The following is a 17008-nucleotide window of genomic DNA, read 5'->3' on the forward strand; positions in this document are numbered from 1 at the left end:
GGGGGCCTGCGGGCGCCCGGTGAGCCGCCATATAAGCCAAGGCCGGGGACGCCGCAAGAACGGCGGGGATCAGCCGACGGGCCGGTCAAGGATGCGCAGGATCTCGATCATCGTGGCGAACCGGTCCACCGGCACGCCCAGCCGGTGCGACAGCGCGCCCAGCCGGTCCATCGCCCCGGCCGAGGCCGAACCGGCCAGAACCGCCCGCACCGCAAGGCACAGCGCCGTCTCCGCGCGCTCGGGCGACAACAGGCCCTGCACGTCCGCGATCACCGCGCCGGGGCCGCGCCCGGCCAGCGCGCGCAGCACCCAGCCCGCAAGCTGCCGCAGGTCGGCGGCATCGAGCCCGGCAAAGGCAGGGCTGTCGGCGCAGATCACCAGCGCGCGGCCGGCGCCGCCCGCCCGCGCCTCACCGTCGGGCGCCACCGCGATCATCACCACCGACAGCATGGCGCGCGCAACCTCGGCCCGGTCGCGGCCCATCAGGGGCATCGCCGCCGTCGCACCTTCCCGCTGGACCGCTGCATGTCCCATGGTCGCCGCGTCACCTTCCGTCGCAAGAGCCCCGCTGCCCAGCCTGTCGGCAGATCGCGGCGGCATTGTGGCCGACATGCGGCATGGCGCGCGCGGCGGGCATTTCCGGGGCTGCGCACTTGCGAGGTTCCGGACACGGGGGCATATAGCGGCCACACCCGAGCAACAGGGAGACGCGCATGACCACCTTCGACGACCGCGAAAAGGCGTTCGAGACCAAGTTCGCCCATGATGCCGAGATGCAGTTCAAGGCCGAGGCGCGGCGCAACAAGCTCCTGGGTCTCTGGGCCGCCGGCCTGATGGGCCTTTCGGGCGACGAGGCCGACGCCTATGCCAAGACCGTGGTGCTGGCCGATTTCGAGGAAGCGGGCTCCGAGGATGTCGTGCGCAAGGTGGCGGCCGATCTGGGCGCCCGCGCGACCCCCGACACGATCCGCGCCAAGCTGGCCGAGCTTGCGCCCGTCGCCAAGGCCCAGTTGATGTCCGAGGGCTGACCGCCCCCGCCGCCGGTCCTGCGGCGGCGCTCATGACGACATGAACGCTTTGCATTTGCGCCCCCCGTGCCGCCGTGACATGGGGGGCGGACGCTTTGACACAGGTGCCCGATGACCGATCCGCTTTCCCGCCTTCTGGCCGACCGCGATGTGCTGCTGCTTGACGGAGCGACGGGAACCAACCTTTTCAACATGGGCCTTTCGGCCGGCGACCCCCCCGAGTTCTGGAACGTCGATCACCCCGACCGCATCACCGCGCTCTATCGCGGCGCGGTCGATGCCGGGTCGGACGTGTTCCTGACCAACAGCTTCGGCGGCAATGCCAGCCGCCTGAAGCTGCACGCCGCCGAAGGCCGGGTGCGCGAACTGAACCGCGTCGCCGCCGAACTGGGGCGCGAGGTGGCCGACCGTGCAGGCCGCCCGGTGATCGTCGCGGGGTCGGTCGGCCCGACCGGAGATATCTTCGAGCCGATGGGCACCCTGACCCATGCCGTCGCGGTCGAGATGTTCCACGAACAGGCGGAGGGGCTGAAAGAGGGCGGCGTCGACGTGCTCTGGGTCGAGACGATCTCGGCGCCCGAGGAATACCGGGCCGCCGCCGAGGCAGCGCGCCTGGCCGGGATGCCCTGGTGCGGCACGATGAGCTTTGACACGGCAGGCCGCACGATGATGGGCGTCACCTCGGCCGCCATGGCCGATCTGGTCGAAAAGCTGCCGAACCCGCCCATCGCCTATGGCGCGAACTGCGGTGTCGGCGCCTCGGACCTGCTGCGCACCGCGCTCGGCTTCGTGGCGCAGGGGTCCGAACGCCCGCTGATCGCCAAGGGCAACGCGGGGATTCCCAAGTATCACGACGGCCACATCCACTATGACGGCACACCCGACCTGATGGCCGACTACGCGGTGCTGGCGCGCGACGCGGGCGTGCGGCTGATCGGCGGCTGCTGCGGCACCACCCCCGACCACCTGCGCGCGATGAGGGCCGCGCTCGAAACCCGGCCGCGCGGCCCCCGCCCCTCGCTGGACGAGATCGCGGGGCGGCTTGGCGGCTTTTCCTCGGCCTCGGACGGCACCGGCGACGACACCGGGCCGAAGCGCGAACGGCGGGGTCGGCGGGGCTGACCCTGGCCCGGGCAACCGCCACCATCACGCGGTGGCGGCTTCGTGGCCGCCGCGAAGCGCCAGACCTTCAGAACAGGCTCAGCTGGTCCCCCGGCCGTGGCGGTATCCGGAACAGGTCGGTCCGCATCGGCGGCATCCGGACCGCCAGCCCCAGGCGTTCCGTGGCCACGCGGAACCGCTGGCGCATCAGGTCGGCCCAGATACCCTGCCCCTTCATCCGCACCCCGAAATCGGGGTCATAGTCGCGCCCGCCGTGCAGTTCGCGCACCCGTCCCATGATCCGCGCGGCGCGGTCGGGAAACTCCGCCTCGATCCAGTCGCGGAACAACCCCGCCACCTCGCGCGGCAGCCGCAGCGGGATCGTCGAGGCCGCCACCGCCCCGGCCTCCGCCGCCGCCGCCAGGATCGGCTCAAGCTCGTGGTCGGTCAGCGCCGGGACCAGCGGCGACACCAGCACCCGCACCGGCACGCCCGCACCGGACAGACGGCGGATCATCGCCAGCCGCCGCGCGGGCGCGGGCGCGCGCGGCTCCATCCGCCGGGCCAGCGCCGGATCGAGCGTGGTCAGGCTGACCCCCACCCGCGCCAGTCCCTGTGCCGCCATCGGCGCCAGGATGTCGATGTCGCGCTCGACCAGCGACCCGCGCGTGGTCACGCCGACGGGGTGAAGGAAATCGCGGCACACCTCCAGCACCTCGCGCGTCACCCGCTCGCGCGCCTCGATCGGCTGATAGGGGTCGGTGTTCGACCCCAGCACCAGCACGGCGGGCGCATAGCCCCTTGCCGACAGCTCGCGCGCCAGCACCTGCCCGATGCCGGGCCGTGCGATCAGCCGCGTCTCGAAATCCAGCCCCGGAGACAGGTTCAGATAGGCGTGGGTCGGTCGGGCGTAGCAATAGACGCAGCCATGTTCGCAGCCGCGATAGGGATTGACCGCCCGGTCAAAGCCCAGATCGGGCGAGCTGTTCCAGCTCAGCGCCGACCGGGCGCGCTCGTGCCGCACCTCGGTCCGCACCACGCGCGCCTCCTCCGGCAGGTCCCAGCCGTCATCGACAGCCTCGCGCGTGCTGCCCTCGAACCGGCCGGCGGCGTTCGACACGGCCCCCCGGCCGCGCAACTCCTGTCCCGGAAGAATGCCCCTGCCCCGCTGCATCGTCGAATGATAGAACATAGAGCGAACAAATGCCAGCCCTGCCGCTTTCCACGCGGACCCTGTCGCAAACCGGAAAGTCCGGTATATGGAAGCGGCAGATGACGGGCAGGCAGGCCCGCGCGAGGATACCATGGCAGACGACGGCGACGACATCATCCTTTCCGATCTCGATGACGACGAGCTCGTGCTCCAGATGCACGATGACCTCTATGACGGGCTCAAGGAAGAGATCGAGGAAGGCGTCAATATCCTCCTCTCGCGCGGCTGGACCCCCTATGACGTGCTGACCAAGGCGCTCGTCGCCGGCATGACCATCGTGGGCAACGACTTCCGCGACGGCATCCTCTTCGTGCCCGAGGTGCTGCTGGCCGCCAACGCGATGAAGGCCGGGATGTTCATCCTCAAGCCGCTGCTGGTGGAAACCGGTGCGCCGCGCATGGGCAAGATGGTGATCGGCACCGTCAAGGGCGACATCCACGACATCGGCAAGAACCTCGTGGCGATGATGATGGAAGGCGCCGGATTCGAGGTGCGCGACCTCGGCATCAACAATTCGGTCGAGAAGTATCTCGAGGCGCTCGAAGCCGAACAGCCCGACATCCTGGGCATGTCCGCCCTGCTGACCACGACGATGCCCTACATGAAGGTCGTCATCGACACGATGAAGGAAAAGGGCATGCGCGAGGACTACATCGTCCTCGTCGGCGGCGCCCCCCTGAACGAGGAGTTCGGCCGCGCGATCGGTGCCGACGCCTATTGCCGCGATGCGGCCGTGGCGGTGGAAACCGCCAAGGCGATGATCCTGCGCAAGCACAACCAGGCCGTCGCGCGCTGACCCCGCACCACCGACAGCCGGAACCGGCAGGGGCGGGTCTTGGCACCCGCCCCTTTCTTTCCTACCTTTCCGTTGACGGATCGCGCCCCCTGTCGGGACGGATGCCAGACGCGCGCCAGACGCAGACCCGACAGATGCCAGACGCAAGGAAACCGATGCCCGCCCGGACATTCGCCCTGCTCATCCTTGCCGTGATCGCCGCCGCGGCGGCGACCCTGGGGCTGGCCCTCTGGGCCGGATTTCCCCTTGCAGCACTGGGACTTGCGGCGCTCTTGGCCAGTCTCTGGCCGGGCCTGAGACGATGGAAGTGAACCCGCCCGACGACATCACCCTGACCGAGCAGGGAATGCCCCCCGAAGGCCGCGGCCGCGTCCTGGCCATCGCCTGCGGCGCCCTGGCCCGCGAAGTTCTGGCGCTCAAGCGACTGAATTCATGGGACTATCTCGATCTGCACTGCCTGCCCGCCAACCTGCATCTCTGGCCCGACCGGATCACCGCGGCGGTCGAAGCGGCCGTGCTGCGGTGGCGCGACAGTTACGCGACGATCCTCATTCTCTACGCCGACTGCGGAACTGGTGGGGGTTTGCAGGAAAAGTGCAAGGAACTTGGCGTAGAAATGATACAGGGGCCCCATTGCTATTCGTTTTTTGAAGGCAACGATGTCTTTTCCGAACACGCTGATTCCGAAATAACCGCATTCTACCTGACCGATTTCCTGACCCGCCAGTTCGACGCCTTCGTCTGGCGGCCGATGGGCCTGGACCGGCATCCCGAGCTGCGCGACATGTATTTCGGCAACTACACCAAGCTGGTCTACCAGGCCCAGACCGACGACCCCGATCTCGACGCCCGCGCCCGCGCCGCGGCCGAACGTCTGGGGCTTGCCTATGAACGCCGGTTTACCGGCTACGGCGATCTCGCGGGCTTCCTGGCATCCCGCGCATCCTGATGCTTCCCCCGCCGCACCACTTCCCGTAACCTGCATCGGCAGGGAGATACAAATGTCTGTAGAACAAGCACTTGCCGAGCTTTCCGCAGTCCTTGGCGCGGCGCTTGCAACCACGCGGCCGATCCGCGAACAACATGCCGCCAGCGAAACCTGGGTGGCGGGCGGGCTGCCGGATGCCGTGGCGTTCCCCTCGACAACGGACGAGGTGGCCGCCATCGCCCGCATCTGCACCGCGCACCGCCTGCCCATGGTCGGATGGGGCGCCGGCACCTCGCTGGAAGGGCACGCGCTGCCGCTGCGCGGCGGTGTGACGGTCGATTTCACGCGCATGGACAAGGTCTTGCGGGTCAATCCCGAGGACATGACGGTGGTGATCCAGCCCGGCATCACCCGCGAGCGGCTGAACGAGGAATTGCGCGCCACCGGCCTGTTCTTCCCGGTCGACCCTGGCGCCAATGCGACGCTTGGCGGCATGGCCTCGACCCGGGCCAGCGGCACGACGGCGGTGCGTTACGGCACGATGCGCGGCAACGTGCTGGCGCTCGAGGTCGTGCTGGCCGACGGACGGGTGATCCGCACCGGGACAGCCGCGCCGAAAACCTCGGCAGGCTATGATCTTACGGCCCTCTTTACAGGTGCCGAGGGCACCCTGGGCCTGATCACCGAACTGACCCTGCGGCTGCAGGGCCAGCCCGAGGCGGTGGCCGCCGCCGTCTGCGCCTTTCCCGGCATGGCCGAAGCCGTCGACTGCGTGACCGCAACGATCCAGTCCGGCATCCCGATGGCCCGGATCGAATTCCTCGACGAAGCCTCGGTCGCGGCCTGCAATGCCCATTCCGGCGAAGCGCTGCCGCCGCTGCCGCATCTGCTGGTCGAGTTTCACGGCAGCCCGGCGGGCGTCGCGGAGCAGAGCCGGCGCTTCGGAGAGATCGCGGGCGACTTCGGCGCGTCGGAGTTTCGCTGGGCGCAGGCCGCCGAGGACCGCGCGCGCCTCTGGCGCATGCGGCACCGGGCCTATCACGCCTGCCTCGCCCTGCGTCCGGGATCGACGGCACTTGTCACCGACGTCTGCGTGCCGATGTCGCGGCTGGCGCAGGCGGTCGAGGAAACCCGCGCGGACATTGCCGACAGCCCGCTTCAGGGCCCCATACTCGGCCATGTCGGAGACGGGAATTTCCATGCAATCCTTCTGGTTGACAGGCAAAGCTCAACCGAACTGGCCGAGGCCGCGCGGCTGTCGGCGCGCATGGCCGAACGGGCGCTGCGGCTGGGCGGCACGGTGACGGGCGAGCATGGAATCGGCATGGGCAAGCTGGGATACATGGCGGCGGAGCATGGCGAGGGCTGGCAGGTCATGGGCGCCATCAAGCGCGCGCTTGATCCGCTGAACCTGATGAATCCCGGCAAGCTCGTGCCGCAGGATCCTGCGGCGTGACCGAACCGGAAGGCTTTGCGCGGGCCTTTGCCTCCGCCTGGATGGCCGGGGATGCCGACCTCCTCGCGGCGGTGCTGGCGACATCTGCCGGGATGCTGACGCTCAGCGGGCAGTGGTGCGAGGGGCGCGACGCGATCTTTGCGGCGATGCGGGCGGAACGGCGGGGCGCCCTTGCCCGGGCGCGGGTCGTGGGTGGCAGGGCCACCTGCCGCGCCCCTGCCGAACACCTGAGGATCGTCGCGCAACGCTTTGTGATTTCAGGGCTATGCGATGCAGGCGGGCAAGAGATGCCGCGTCAGGCGGCGATGCTGACCGCGACGCTGCTGCGGGGCGGGAATGGCTGGACGGCAGAGCAACTGGCATTTGCGCCGGTCGCCTGACTAGCCGTCCAGCAGCACGCGCGCCGCCTCGCGCGCCGCACCCGACACCGTATCACCCGCCAGCATGCGCGCGATTTCCTCGACCCGCGCCGCCGGGTCGAGCGGCACGACCGTCGAAGTGGTCATGTCCCCGTCCACATGTTTCTCGACCCGCCAGTGATGCGCGCCAAGCGCCGCGACCTGCGGCGAATGCGTGACAACCAGAACCTGCGCACCCTGCGCGAGCGCCGCCAGCCGCCGCCCCACCGCGGCAGCGGTGGCCCCGCCCACGCCCCTGTCGATCTCGTCGAAGATCATCGTCAGGCCCGGGGTCTGCCCGGCCAGACAGACCTTGAGTGCCAGCAGGAACCGCGAGAGTTCCCCGCCCGAGGCGATGCGGTCAAGCGGACCGGGCGGTGCTCCGGGGTTCGTGGCGACCGTGAAGGTCACCATGTCGGCGCCCTCGGGGCCCGGTTCGCCCGGTGCCACGACCGTGCTGAAGCGGGCGCGTTCCATCTTCAGCGGGGCAAGTTCCTCGGCCATGGCCATGTCGAGCCGCGCCGCCGCCTCGGCCCGCGCGGTCGAAAGCGACGCGGCGGCAAGGTCATAGGCTGCCGCGGCCGCCTGTTCGGCCTGCCGCAGGCCGGTCAGGCCACGCGCGCCGCCGTCAATCGCCGCCAGACGGTCGCGCAGGGCGCCGGCAAGCCCCGCGAGGTCGTCGGGGGCCACGCCGTGCTTGCGTGCCATGGCGCGGATCGCGAACAGCCGTTCCTCGACCCGTTCAAGTTCCCGCGGGTCGTCATCCATGGCGCCAAGGCAGGATTCGACCCCCGCCTCGGCCTCTGCCAGTTCGATCAGGGCGCGGTTCAGCGCGGCAACCGGCGCCTCGAGCCGTCCCTCGGCGCGGTCGGCCGCTGCCTCGAGCCACCGCAGCGCATCGGTCAGCGCACGCCCCGCCCCGTCCATTCCCAGGGCATCGAGCGCGCGGGCCACGTCGCCGCGGATGCGCGCCGCGCCCTGCATGGCACGGCGGCGGGTGTCGAGCGCGGCATCCTCGCCGGGTTCCGGGGACAGCCGGTCAAGCTCGGCCACCGCATGACGCAGGAAATCCTCTTCCGTGCGCGCGGCGGACAGCGCCGCCTCGGCCTCGGCAAGGGCGCGGCGGGCCTGGGCCTGCGCGGTCCAGGCCGCCCGGACCGGCGCGGCATCTGCCCCCGCGAAGGCATCGAGCAATGCACGATGCCCCCGCGGGTTCAGCAGGCCCCGGTCATCGTGCTGGCCGTGCAGTTCCACCAGCGTATCGGACAGGGCGCGCAACGTCTCGCCACTGGTGCGCCGGTCGTTCACCCAGGCCGTCTTGCGCCCGTCGGCCGCGCTGACCCGGCGCAGCACGAGGTCGTCGGCCACTGGCAGCCCCGCCTCCTGCAGGACCGATCGGGCGGCATGGCCGGGGGGCAGGCGGAACACCGCCTCGACCTCGCCCTGCGCCGCGCCCTGTCGCACCAGATCGGCCCGGCCGCGCCAGCCCAGCACCAGACCGAGCGCGTCGAGCAGGATCGACTTGCCGGCCCCGGTCTCGCCGGTCAGCACGTTCAGGCCCGGCTGGAAGGCCAGCGACAGGCGGTCGATGATCAGAACGTCGCGGATGTCGAGTGTCAGGAGCATCCCGGATTTCCCGCGCGCGATGTGGCGGTGCGCCCCCTGCCCCGGTTGCGGAGGGTGCGCCTGCGCGCACCCACGGTCACAACCACTCGCCCCGGATCACCTGGCGATAGACCCGGCGCAGCCAGCCCTCGCCGCGCGCCTCGGGCTCCAGGCCACGGCCTTTCAGCAGGGCGAAACTGTCCTGGTAGAAGGGCGAGGCCTGATAGTTGTGGCCCAGAATCGCCGCAGCGGTCTGCGCCTCGTCGGTCAGGCCGAGCGCCAGATATCCCTCGACCAGCCGGTGCAGCGCCTCGGCGGTATGCGTGGTGGTCTGGAAATCCTGCACCACCGTCCTGAAGCGGTTGATCGCCGCGGAGTAGTGGCCCTTCTTCAGGTAGTAGCGCCCGATCTCCATCTCCTTGGCCGCCAGATGGTCGAAGGCGAGGTCGAACTTCAGGATCGCGGAACGGGCATAGTCGCTGTCGGGATAGCGCTCGATCACCTCGCGCATGCCCTGGAGGGCCTGGAAGGTCAGCCCCTGGTCGCGCCCGACCTCGTCGATCTGGTCATAGTAGGACAGCGCCAGAAGATACTGCGCATAGGCCGCATCCTCATCGCCCGGATAGAAATCGAGGAAGCGCTGCGCGGCCGCCCGCGCATCTTCGTAGCTGCGCGCCTTGTGCTGGGCGAAGGCCTGCATGATCAGCGCGCGCTTGGCCCATTCCGAATAGGGATAAAGCCGCTCGACCTCGGAGAACAGCCGAATCGCCTCGGTCGGGCGGCGGTCGTTGGCCAGGGCGAACTCGGCGCGCTTGTAGATCACCTCGGGTTCGAGCGTGTCCAGCGGAGCCTCGCGCTGACGTGTTCCACCGCAGCCAGCCAGCACCGCCAGCAGCAGCGCCGTGCCGACCACCCGCGCGCGCACCCTGCTGGAGCCCATGATCCGTCTACCTCAACGTCGTTCGCCTGCCCGCCTTTCAAAGCGGTTGGCCCGTCCTAGCACAGAAAAAAACGGGGCGCAAAACGCCTTTCGGTTCTATCGGCTGTGATGAGCCCCATGAATCAGGCGACGCGCGGCACATCGGCCAGCGCAACGCCCACACCCGGCAGCTTGCGCCCCGTGGGCGAGGTGCAATCGACCCAGGCATGGTTGGCCGGATCGGCAAACACCGCGCGCAGCAGCCGGTTGGTCAGCGCGTGGCCCGCGCGGACACCGGTGTAACGGCCAAGAACCGGCCCGCCGGCAAGCGCCAGGTCGCCAAGCGCATCCAGCATCTTGTGCCGGACGGGTTCGTCGCTGTGGCGCAGCCCGCCCGGAGACAGGATTCGCGCGCCGTCGAAGACCACGGCATTGTCATAGGTGCCGCCAAGGGCCAGGCCGCTGGCGCGCATCGCGTCGACATCGGTCTGAAGGCAGAAGGTGCGGCTGTCGCACAGTTCGCGGACGAAGGCGCCGTTGGCCATCGACATGTGCTTTTCCTGGCGGCCGATGGCCGGGGCCTGAAAGTCGATGCGGAAGTCGATCTCCAGCATGTCCGAGGGATCGAGTCGCGCCACGGCCTCGCCATCGCGCACCTCGACGCTGCGCAGGATGCGCAGGGCGCGCACCGGCGACGCCTGCGGCCGCAGACCGGCGCGCAGGATGCGCGATACGAAAGGCCGGGCCGATCCGTCGAGAATCGGCACCTCGGGCCCGTCGATCTCGATCAGGGCGTTCTGGACACCGGTTCCGGCAAGCGCGGCCATCAGATGCTCGACGGTCGACACCTGCACGCCTTCGGCATTGGCGACCAGCGTGCACAGGCGCGACGGCACCACCGCATCCCAGCGGGCGGGCACCATCGTGTCGCCGGTCTGAAGATCGGTGCGGCGGAACCAGATGCCGTAGTCTGCCGAGGCGGGACGCAGCACAAGACGCACGGGCCGCCCGCTGTGCAGGCCGACCCCGGCGAAGGCGACATCCGATTTCAGCGTGTGCTGCACCTGAGAGAATCCATCATCGTTCCACCCGGCAACCCTGGACTGGTGCCCATCGGTTGCCGCGCATTTTAGGTAAGTGACATGACGCAGCGCCACAACTCACTCTTTGTGACGGGGTGTAACAGCCCGGACCCCCTGCCTAAAGCGTTGATATAAAAAGGAAAAAGCCCGCGTTGCCGCGGGCCTTTCCGAACGCTTCGTGACAGCGTCTCAGTTCGCCTGACGACGCAGGAACGCGGGAATCTCGATGCGTTCCTGTTCGGGCGTCATCTCGGCCTCGTCATCATACTGCGTTACCGGCGGCTGGGCACGCGGGGCCGCAGCGCGTTCCGCGGGCGGTTCCGCCGCATGACCGGCCATCCGGTTGATCAGCGATCCGATGCCGAAGCGCGGGCGTTCGGCAGCCGGTTTCGCAGCCGGAGCCGCTGCGGCAGCGGGCTGCGCCACGCGCTGCCCGGGCACCTTGCTGACCGCGGCCTGGAGCCGTGCAAGCGCCTCGGGCGAGGGCGTGCCGGTCGCGCGGGGGCGCGGGGCGACATAGGTGTCGGGCGTGGCCGCCGCCGCAGGTGCGGCGCGCTGCACCGGCGCCGCCGGACGGGTTGCGGCAGGCTGCGGGCGGTAGACCGGCGGGGGCAGTTCGTCCTGCACCTCTTCCACCGCTTCGTGTTCGGGCGCCGCGGCGAACAGGTCGGGCTCGGGTGCGGCCGCGGGGGCCGGCGTGACCGCCACGGTCAGGGGCACCTCGGGCGCGCGGGCCGCAGGGGCCGGGGGCACGAATGCGGCCATCGGTGCCGCTGCGGCGGCAGCCGCGCGGCGGCCTGCCACCGGCTCGGCCCGGTTCGCGGCGGTCGCATCGATTCCGGTCGCGACAACCGACACGCGGATCGCGCCTTCCATCCCGGTATCGAGCGTGCTGCCCACGATGATGTTGGCGTCCGGATCGACCTTTTCGCGGATGATGTTCGCGGCCTCGTCCACCTCGAACAGCGTCAGGTCATAGCCGCCGGTGATGTTGATCAGCACGCCCTTGGCGCCGTTCAGGCTGATCTCGTCCAGGAGCGGGTTGGCGATGGCCTTTTCGGCGGCCTGCACCGCGCGATCCTCGCCCGTCGCCTCGCCGGTGCCCATCATGGCCTTGCCCATCTCGTCCATCACCGAGCGCACGTCGGCAAAGTCGAGGTTGATCAGGCCGGGGCGCACCATCAGGTCGGTCACGCCCTTGACGCCCTGGTAGAGCACATCGTCGGCCATGGCGAAGGCTTCGGTAAAGGTGGTGCGTTCGTTGGCCAGCCGGAACAGGTTCTGGTTGGGGATGATGATCAGCGTATCGACGACTTTCTGAAGCGCCTCGATCCCCTCTTCGGCCTGCTTCATCCGCTTGTTGCCCTCGAACTGGAAGGGCTTGGTCACCACGCCGACGGTCAGCACGCCCAGTTCCCGCGCGGCCTGCGCGATGATCGGGGCGGCGCCGGTGCCGGTGCCGCCGCCCATGCCGGCGGTGATGAAGCACATGTGCGCCCCCGCCAGATGGTCGACGATCGCCTCGATCGATTCCTCGGCGGCGGCGGCGCCGATCTGCGGCTTGGCCCCCGCGCCCAGACCCTCGGTCACCTTGATGCCCATCTGGATCGCCGCGTTGGCGCGGCTTTGCGCAAGCGCCTGGGCATCGGTGTTCGCCACGACGAACTCGACGCCCTCAAGCTGCTTGTCGATCATGTTGTTGACGGCGTTGCCGCCCGCCCCGCCGACCCCGAAGACGGTGATGCGCGGCTTCAACTCTTCGCGCTGCGAGGTCATCATCAGATTGAGTGCCATGCCGTTTCGCCCTGCCTTGTCGTTCACGCCGCCCGTGGTCCCGGTCCGTTTCTTGGGGGTATGCGCGCCTGTCCCGGCGCGATCCCCCGATTGATCGCCGAATCTATCCACAACCCGCCCAAAGGTCACGAGAAAAACACCGGTTCGCCACAAAATGTGGCGGGTCGACGGCGGGTTTCCGCGCGATTTCGGATGGATCGCAGGATATGGGGGTCACCAGTTGTCGCGCAGCCATCTGATCGCCCTTTTCAGGGATCGCGCCGAATAGCGATCCACGGGAATGTCGAAATCCCACCATTCGTCCTGCGGATGGGCCGCGAACAGGCAGAGCCCGACGGAACTGGCAAAGGCCGCGCCCGTGACCGCCTGCGGCAGGCCCTGCACCCGCAGCGGACGGCCAAGGCGCACACGCTGCCCGAGGATGCGGCTGGCCAGGCCGTCGAGCCCGGGGATCTGGCTGGCGCCGCCGGTCAGCACGATCTGCTGCGACGGCAGGCTGTCGAACCCTGCCGCATCCAGGCGCAGGCGCATTTCCTCGAGGATTTCCTCGACCCGCGGGCGCATGATGCCGATCAGTTCGGTGCGGCTGACGGCGCGGCGGTCCTTGTCCCAGTCACCGCTGTCGCCGCCGATCTCGATCATCTCGCGGTCGTCCATGCCGGTGGCGAAGATGCCGCCGTGCTTGGTCTTGATGCGCTCGGCCACCGCCATCGGCACCTGGAGGCCCTTGGAGATGTCCGAGGTGACGTGGTCGCCGCCCATGCGCACCGAGTCGGCATAGATCATGTGCTTCTTGATGAAGATCGACAGGCCGGTCGCCCCCCCGCCCATGTCGATGCAGGCGGCGCCAAGTTCCTGCTCGTCCTCGACCAGTGCCGCGATCCCCGAGACATAGGCGGATGACGCCAGCCCCGCGACCTCGAGATCGCAGCGCTTGATGCAGTGGATGATGTTCGACACCACATCGGCCTCGACCGACAGCATGTGCATGTCGCAGGCCAGCCGGTTGCCGATCTGGCCGCGCGGGTCGCCGAGGCCGGTCCGGTGGTCGAGCGCGAAGTTGACGGGCTGCGCATGCAGCACCTCGCGGCCGCGGCCGATGTCGGGCACGTCACAGGCAGCCAGCACACGCGCGACATCCTGTTCGGTCACCACCGAATCCTGGAGTTCCCATTCCCCCGCAAGGCCATAGCTGCGCGGCTCGGCCCCCGAGAAACAGGCGATGACATGGTCGACACGCACGTTCGCCATCTTCTGCGCCTGCTGCACGGCGGTACGGATCGCGCGTTCGGTTTCGCCCATCACGCTGATCTCGCCGAACTGCACGCCGCGCGACCGGGTGGTGGCGGCACCGATCACGCGGAAATTCGCCTGTCCGGCCAGCGGCCCGACGCCATCGGTCTCGCGCGGGCTGGCCTGCGGATCGAAGCGCAGGATCAGGCAGGCCACCTTGGAGGTGCCGATGTCGAGGATTGCCAGAACGCCCCGGGACAGGGCGGCGCGGCGCATGTGCCGCATGGCACGCTGGGTCTGGTAGAGATCGGTCACAGGTCGGTCTCCGGGGGCAGGATGCCGCGTTGGCGGCGCAGTTCCACAAGCGCGTAGGTCGAGAGGCGCAGGACGGGGCGGTCGGGGTGGCGCAGGTCCACTGCGACCAGATCGCGCGACAGGATGGACTGCGCCATGTCGATGGCGATGAAGCGTTCCAGGGCGGACAGCGGATCGACCTGCGGCAGCAGGATCCGCTGGTCGCGGTCCAGCACCAGGTCCCACCGCCGGTCGCCCAACCGGACCAGGCCGCGCAGGCGCGGCAGCAGCGGGCCCGAGGACAGGATCAGGCTCAGCGCCTCGGGCACCGCATGTTCCGCGCCCTCGCCCGCGATCAACGGCAGGTCGGCGCGTTCGGCCCGTGTCTCGAGCGCGGCGATGCGGTGGCCGGTGTCATCGAGCAGGATCAGGCCCTGCGGCCCGCGCCAGACGACCGCAGGCTCGCGCTCGGTGACTGCCACCTGCAGCACGCCGCCCGGCTGGACCCGCAGCAGTGCCGAGGCGACGGCGTCGATGCCCTCGACCCGCTGCCGGGCCGCGTCGAGGTCAAGGTCGAGCGATGACAGCGGCAGCGGCAGCGCCAGGGCCTGCCGCACCGTTTCGGCAAGCGCGGGCGACGCGCCCTCCACCGACATCAGCGTGACCATGAACTGCGGCCGGTTCTTCACCTCGTCACGCAGCGACACGACCGCCTCGGTCAGCTGCATCCGCCGTGCCTCGTCGGCGAGGTAGAGCCCGGTGGCAAACGTGATCACGAAGGCCGGGATGCCGACGCGCGTGACCCGCCGGAACACCGGCGTCAGCCACAGGCGGTGCATGCGGTAGGACCAGCGGCTGGGCGCCGGGTCGCGGCGCAGGGGATCGGGCGGGCGGCGGATCAGCGATCGCATGACGCATCCTTCACCAGCCAGTCGCAGAGCGCGGGGAACGAGATGCCCATGACTGACGCCTGTTCGGGGGCGAGCGATGTCGGGGTCATGCCCGGCTGCGTGTTGGTTTCGAGCAGGAACAGGCCGTCGATCCCCCGGGTCTCGTCCCAGCGGAAATCGGTGCGGCTGATGCCGCGACAGCCGAGCGCGTGATGCGCGGTCAGGGCATGGTCCATGCAGGCCCGCGCGATCGCATCGGGGATCTGCGCCGGGCAGACGTGGCGCGAACCGCCGGGGGCGTATTTCGCGTCATAATCATACCAGCCGTCGGTCAGGATGTCGGTGACGCAGAGCGCGCGGCTGCCCATCACCGTGACCGTCAGCTCGCGCCCCGGGACATAGGCTTCGGCCATCACCTGCGCGGGCATGCTGGCGGCCAGCCGCGGCGCATTCGCGCCGGGCATCACCAGATAGACACCGACCGACGACCCCTCGTTGTTCGGCTTGACCACATAAGGCGGGGGCAAAACATGTTGCCTTTCAACGTCTTCCCGCGAGACGATGACGCTGTCCACCACCGGCAGCCCGGCCGCGCGGTAGGCATCCTTGGTGCGCTGCTTGTCCATCGCAAGCGCCGAGGCCAGCACGCCCGAATGCGTGTAGGGGATACGCAGCCATTCCAGCATGCCCTGCACGCAGCCATCCTCGCCCCAGCGGCCGTGCAGGGCGTTGAAGGCGACATCGGGCGCGAGATCGGTCAGTCGCGCGGCAAGATCGGGGCCGGCATCGACCTCGATCACCTGATAACCTGCCTCCACCAGGGCATCCGCGCAGCCGCGCCCGGTCGACAGGCTCACCTCCCGCTCGGAGGAAGGGCCACCCATCAGAACCGCCACCCTGGGGGCTGCCCTGCTCGACATGCCCGCCATCATCTTGCCTGTGCGGGGCTTTGCGCCCCTTTGTGTTGTTATGTTCGCGCCGGTTCGCCGACGCGCATGATTTCCCACTCTAGCGTGATCCCGCTGTTTTGGAAAACCTTTTTTCGCACCTCCTCGCCCAGGCCCTCGAGGTCGGCGGCGGTGGCGGTGCCGGTGTTGATCAGGAAATTGGCGTGCATCGGCGACATCAGGGCGCCGCCCCGCGTGGCGCCGCGCATGCCGGCGTCCTGGATCACCTTCCAGGCCTTCAGTTCATGCGTGTCATCGGCCTGGCCGGTCGAGGATCGCCCCAACGGGTTGCGGAAGGTGCTGCCGGCCGACCTATCCCTTGTGGGCTGGCTGGCATCGCGGCGGGCGATCTGGTCAGCCATCCGGGCCTCGAGCGCGGCGGGGTCGCCGGGGGGGGCGCGGAACGTGGCGGCAATGATGACCGCGCCCTCGGGCAGGTCGGACTGGCGGTAGCGCAAGGACAGGGCGGCGGCGGGCAAGGTTTCCACGCGACCCGTGCGGGTGACGATGCGCACCTCGTGCAAGCGGTCGGCAACATAGTGCCCATAGCACCCGGCGTTCATCCGCACCGCGCCGCCGATGCTGCCCGGGATGGTGCGCAGGAAGGTCAGGTCGCGGCCCTGTTCCGCCGCGCGGCGCGCCACGTGGGCATCCAGCGCCGCCGCCCCTGCGGTGACGAATTCACCTTTTATTTCAATGGCATTGAACCCGCGTCCCAGCCGGATGACGACCCCCCGGATGCCACCGTCCCGCACGATCAGGTTGGAGCCGACGCCCATCGGAAAGACCGGAACGGCGGGGTCGAGCGCCGCAAGGAAGGCCCTGAGATCCTCGGCATCGGCAGGCTGGAACAGCCAGTCCGCCGGGCCGCCGACACGCAGCCAGGTCAGGTCGGCCAGGGGCCGGTCGGGGGTCAGCGGGCCGCGAGGGGTCGGGAGTTGCATGGCGCGCGGGATAGCGCGCGACGCCGGTTTTCGCAACCTGTGTCGCGACAAGGCCAACCCCCCGGGATTGCAGGGAAACCCGTGCCAGCCTGCGTCTGGCACGCGTCTGGCACGCGTATGGCATCTGTCCCGACACCGGGGGGCGTCCAGGGACCCGGTCCGCCGGTGCCGGTCACAATCCCGGTGACAGGGATCAGGGCCTGCAACCGCGCGACGGCAGGGTCGGATGTGCCGGAACCCGCATCGGGCGCTGTGCCTTCGCAGCATCGACGGCATCGTGGCGGTTTCGGGTTTGCAGATGTGCTGTTTCGGCGCGGAGGCGGTCGATCCCGTCGGGCGGCGGGCGGGTGAGGTGGTCGGCTTCGCGCGCCATGTCAGAC

At 69.4% G+C, this 17008-nt stretch carries 17 protein-coding genes; 7 read left to right on the forward strand and 10 right to left on the reverse strand.

What is annotated here, in order from left to right; translation table 11 throughout:
- Positions 1 to 69: 69 nt before the first annotated feature.
- A complete protein-coding gene (locus tag KF887_14740) occupies positions 70 to 534 on the reverse strand; it encodes a hypothetical protein (protein ID QYK40656.1) in 465 nt (154 codons plus the stop codon).
- A 179-nt stretch (positions 535 to 713) separates the two neighbouring features.
- Between KF887_14740 and KF887_14745 the strand changes: the two genes are divergently transcribed.
- Positions 714 to 1028: a DUF1476 domain-containing protein gene (locus tag KF887_14745; GenBank protein QYK40657.1), complete on the forward strand. Its 315-nt coding sequence runs from the start codon at positions 714 to 716 to the stop codon at positions 1026 to 1028.
- A 111-nt stretch (positions 1029 to 1139) separates the two neighbouring features.
- Positions 1140 to 2150 carry a betaine--homocysteine S-methyltransferase gene (gene bmt, locus KF887_14750; GenBank protein QYK40658.1) on the forward strand — a complete coding sequence of 337 codons (1011 nt, stop codon included), beginning with the start codon at positions 1140 to 1142 and terminating at the stop codon, positions 2148 to 2150.
- Between the two features lie 67 nt (positions 2151 to 2217).
- On the opposite strand, the gene KF887_14755 is transcribed toward bmt, so the two are convergent.
- The gene (locus tag KF887_14755) at positions 2218 to 3321 is read right to left on the reverse strand and encodes a PA0069 family radical SAM protein (protein QYK40659.1); all 1104 of its coding nucleotides are present in this window, start codon (positions 3319 to 3321) and stop codon (positions 2218 to 2220) included.
- A gap of 112 nt (positions 3322 to 3433) precedes the next feature.
- Between KF887_14755 and KF887_14760 the strand changes: the two genes are divergently transcribed.
- The 5 genes from KF887_14760 to KF887_14780 all read left to right on the forward strand — a co-directional run bounded on the left by KF887_14760 (position 3434) and on the right by KF887_14780 (position 6902).
- Entirely contained in the window at positions 3434 to 4138 is a 705-nt protein-coding gene (locus KF887_14760; GenBank protein QYK43594.1) for a B12-binding domain-containing protein, read from the forward strand.
- Between the two features lie 155 nt (positions 4139 to 4293).
- The gene (locus tag KF887_14765) at positions 4294 to 4449 is read left to right on the forward strand and encodes a hypothetical protein (GenBank protein ID QYK40660.1); all 156 of its coding nucleotides are present in this window, start codon (positions 4294 to 4296) and stop codon (positions 4447 to 4449) included.
- Entirely contained in the window at positions 4440 to 5087 is a 648-nt protein-coding gene (locus KF887_14770; protein ID QYK40661.1) for a DUF1638 domain-containing protein, read from the forward strand. Before KF887_14765 ends, KF887_14770 begins: the two co-directional genes overlap by 10 nt.
- Positions 5088 to 5139: 52 nt before the next feature.
- On the forward strand, positions 5140 to 6522 hold the full coding sequence (locus KF887_14775) for an FAD-binding protein (protein ID QYK40662.1): 1383 nt from the start codon (positions 5140 to 5142) through the stop codon (positions 6520 to 6522).
- A 41-nt stretch (positions 6523 to 6563) separates the two neighbouring features.
- Positions 6564 to 6902, forward strand: a complete 339-nt coding sequence (locus tag KF887_14780; protein QYK43595.1) for a DUF4440 domain-containing protein — start codon at positions 6564 to 6566, stop codon at positions 6900 to 6902.
- Here KF887_14780 and recN read toward each other — a convergent pair whose 3' ends face one another.
- From recN to murB, 8 genes are all read right to left on the reverse strand, one after another.
- Entirely contained in the window at positions 6903 to 8546 is a 1644-nt protein-coding gene (gene recN / locus KF887_14785; protein QYK40663.1) for a DNA repair protein RecN, read from the reverse strand.
- Between the two features lie 76 nt (positions 8547 to 8622).
- Positions 8623 to 9465, reverse strand: coding sequence for an outer membrane protein assembly factor BamD (locus tag KF887_14790; GenBank protein QYK40664.1), 843 nt, complete (start codon positions 9463 to 9465; stop codon positions 8623 to 8625).
- A gap of 122 nt (positions 9466 to 9587) precedes the next feature.
- The gene (locus KF887_14795) at positions 9588 to 10508 is read right to left on the reverse strand and encodes a UDP-3-O-acyl-N-acetylglucosamine deacetylase (GenBank protein ID QYK40665.1); all 921 of its coding nucleotides are present in this window, start codon (positions 10506 to 10508) and stop codon (positions 9588 to 9590) included.
- A 207-nt stretch (positions 10509 to 10715) separates the two neighbouring features.
- Positions 10716 to 12320 carry a cell division protein FtsZ gene (gene ftsZ, locus KF887_14800; GenBank protein QYK40666.1) on the reverse strand — a complete coding sequence of 535 codons (1605 nt, stop codon included), beginning with the start codon at positions 12318 to 12320 and terminating at the stop codon, positions 10716 to 10718.
- Positions 12321 to 12533: 213 nt separating this feature from the next.
- Complete coding sequence (gene ftsA / locus KF887_14805) at positions 12534 to 13868, reverse strand: cell division protein FtsA (GenBank protein QYK40667.1); 1335 nt, start codon at positions 13866 to 13868, stop codon at positions 12534 to 12536.
- A complete protein-coding gene (locus KF887_14810) occupies positions 13865 to 14758 on the reverse strand; it encodes a cell division protein FtsQ/DivIB (protein QYK40668.1) in 894 nt (297 codons plus the stop codon). Before KF887_14810 ends, ftsA begins: the two co-directional genes overlap by 4 nt.
- A complete protein-coding gene (locus KF887_14815) occupies positions 14746 to 15666 on the reverse strand; it encodes a D-alanine--D-alanine ligase (GenBank protein QYK40669.1) in 921 nt (306 codons plus the stop codon). Before KF887_14815 ends, KF887_14810 begins: the two co-directional genes overlap by 13 nt.
- Positions 15667 to 15704: 38 nt before the next feature.
- The gene (gene murB / locus KF887_14820) at positions 15705 to 16628 is read right to left on the reverse strand and encodes a UDP-N-acetylmuramate dehydrogenase (protein QYK40670.1); all 924 of its coding nucleotides are present in this window, start codon (positions 16626 to 16628) and stop codon (positions 15705 to 15707) included.
- Positions 16629 to 17008: the final 380 nt, after the last annotated feature.

It is taken from the genome of Paracoccaceae bacterium (assembly GCA_019454225.1).
Lineage (GTDB): Bacteria > Pseudomonadota > Alphaproteobacteria > Rhodobacterales > Rhodobacteraceae.

What these genes read in the sequence shown, in the direction of transcription:
- KF887_14740 (QYK40656.1), bottom strand. Translation starts at nt 534, where the DNA reads ATGGGACATGCAGCGGTCCAGCGGGAAGGTGCGACGGCGGCGATGCCC.
- KF887_14745 (QYK40657.1), top strand. Translation starts at nt 714, where the DNA reads ATGACCACCTTCGACGACCGCGAAAAGGCGTTCGAGACCAAGTTCGCC.
- bmt (QYK40658.1), top strand. Translation starts at nt 1,140, where the DNA reads ATGACCGATCCGCTTTCCCGCCTTCTGGCCGACCGCGATGTGCTGCTG.
- KF887_14755 (QYK40659.1), bottom strand. Translation starts at nt 3,321, where the DNA reads ATGTTCTATCATTCGACGATGCAGCGGGGCAGGGGCATTCTTCCGGGA.
- KF887_14760 (QYK43594.1), top strand. Translation starts at nt 3,434, where the DNA reads ATGGCAGACGACGGCGACGACATCATCCTTTCCGATCTCGATGACGAC.
- KF887_14765 (QYK40660.1), top strand. Translation starts at nt 4,294, where the DNA reads ATGCCCGCCCGGACATTCGCCCTGCTCATCCTTGCCGTGATCGCCGCC.
- KF887_14770 (QYK40661.1), top strand. Translation starts at nt 4,440, where the DNA reads ATGGAAGTGAACCCGCCCGACGACATCACCCTGACCGAGCAGGGAATG.
- KF887_14775 (QYK40662.1), top strand. Translation starts at nt 5,140, where the DNA reads ATGTCTGTAGAACAAGCACTTGCCGAGCTTTCCGCAGTCCTTGGCGCG.
- KF887_14780 (QYK43595.1), top strand. Translation starts at nt 6,564, where the DNA reads ATGGCCGGGGATGCCGACCTCCTCGCGGCGGTGCTGGCGACATCTGCC.
- recN (QYK40663.1), bottom strand. Translation starts at nt 8,546, where the DNA reads ATGCTCCTGACACTCGACATCCGCGACGTTCTGATCATCGACCGCCTG.
- KF887_14790 (QYK40664.1), bottom strand. Translation starts at nt 9,465, where the DNA reads ATGGGCTCCAGCAGGGTGCGCGCGCGGGTGGTCGGCACGGCGCTGCTG.
- ftsZ (QYK40666.1), bottom strand. Translation starts at nt 12,320, where the DNA reads ATGGCACTCAATCTGATGATGACCTCGCAGCGCGAAGAGTTGAAGCCG.
- KF887_14810 (QYK40668.1), bottom strand. Translation starts at nt 14,758, where the DNA reads ATGCGATCGCTGATCCGCCGCCCGCCCGATCCCCTGCGCCGCGACCCG.
- KF887_14815 (QYK40669.1), bottom strand. Translation starts at nt 15,666, where the DNA reads ATGGCGGGCATGTCGAGCAGGGCAGCCCCCAGGGTGGCGGTTCTGATG.
- murB (QYK40670.1), bottom strand. Translation starts at nt 16,628, where the DNA reads ATGCAACTCCCGACCCCTCGCGGCCCGCTGACCCCCGACCGGCCCCTG.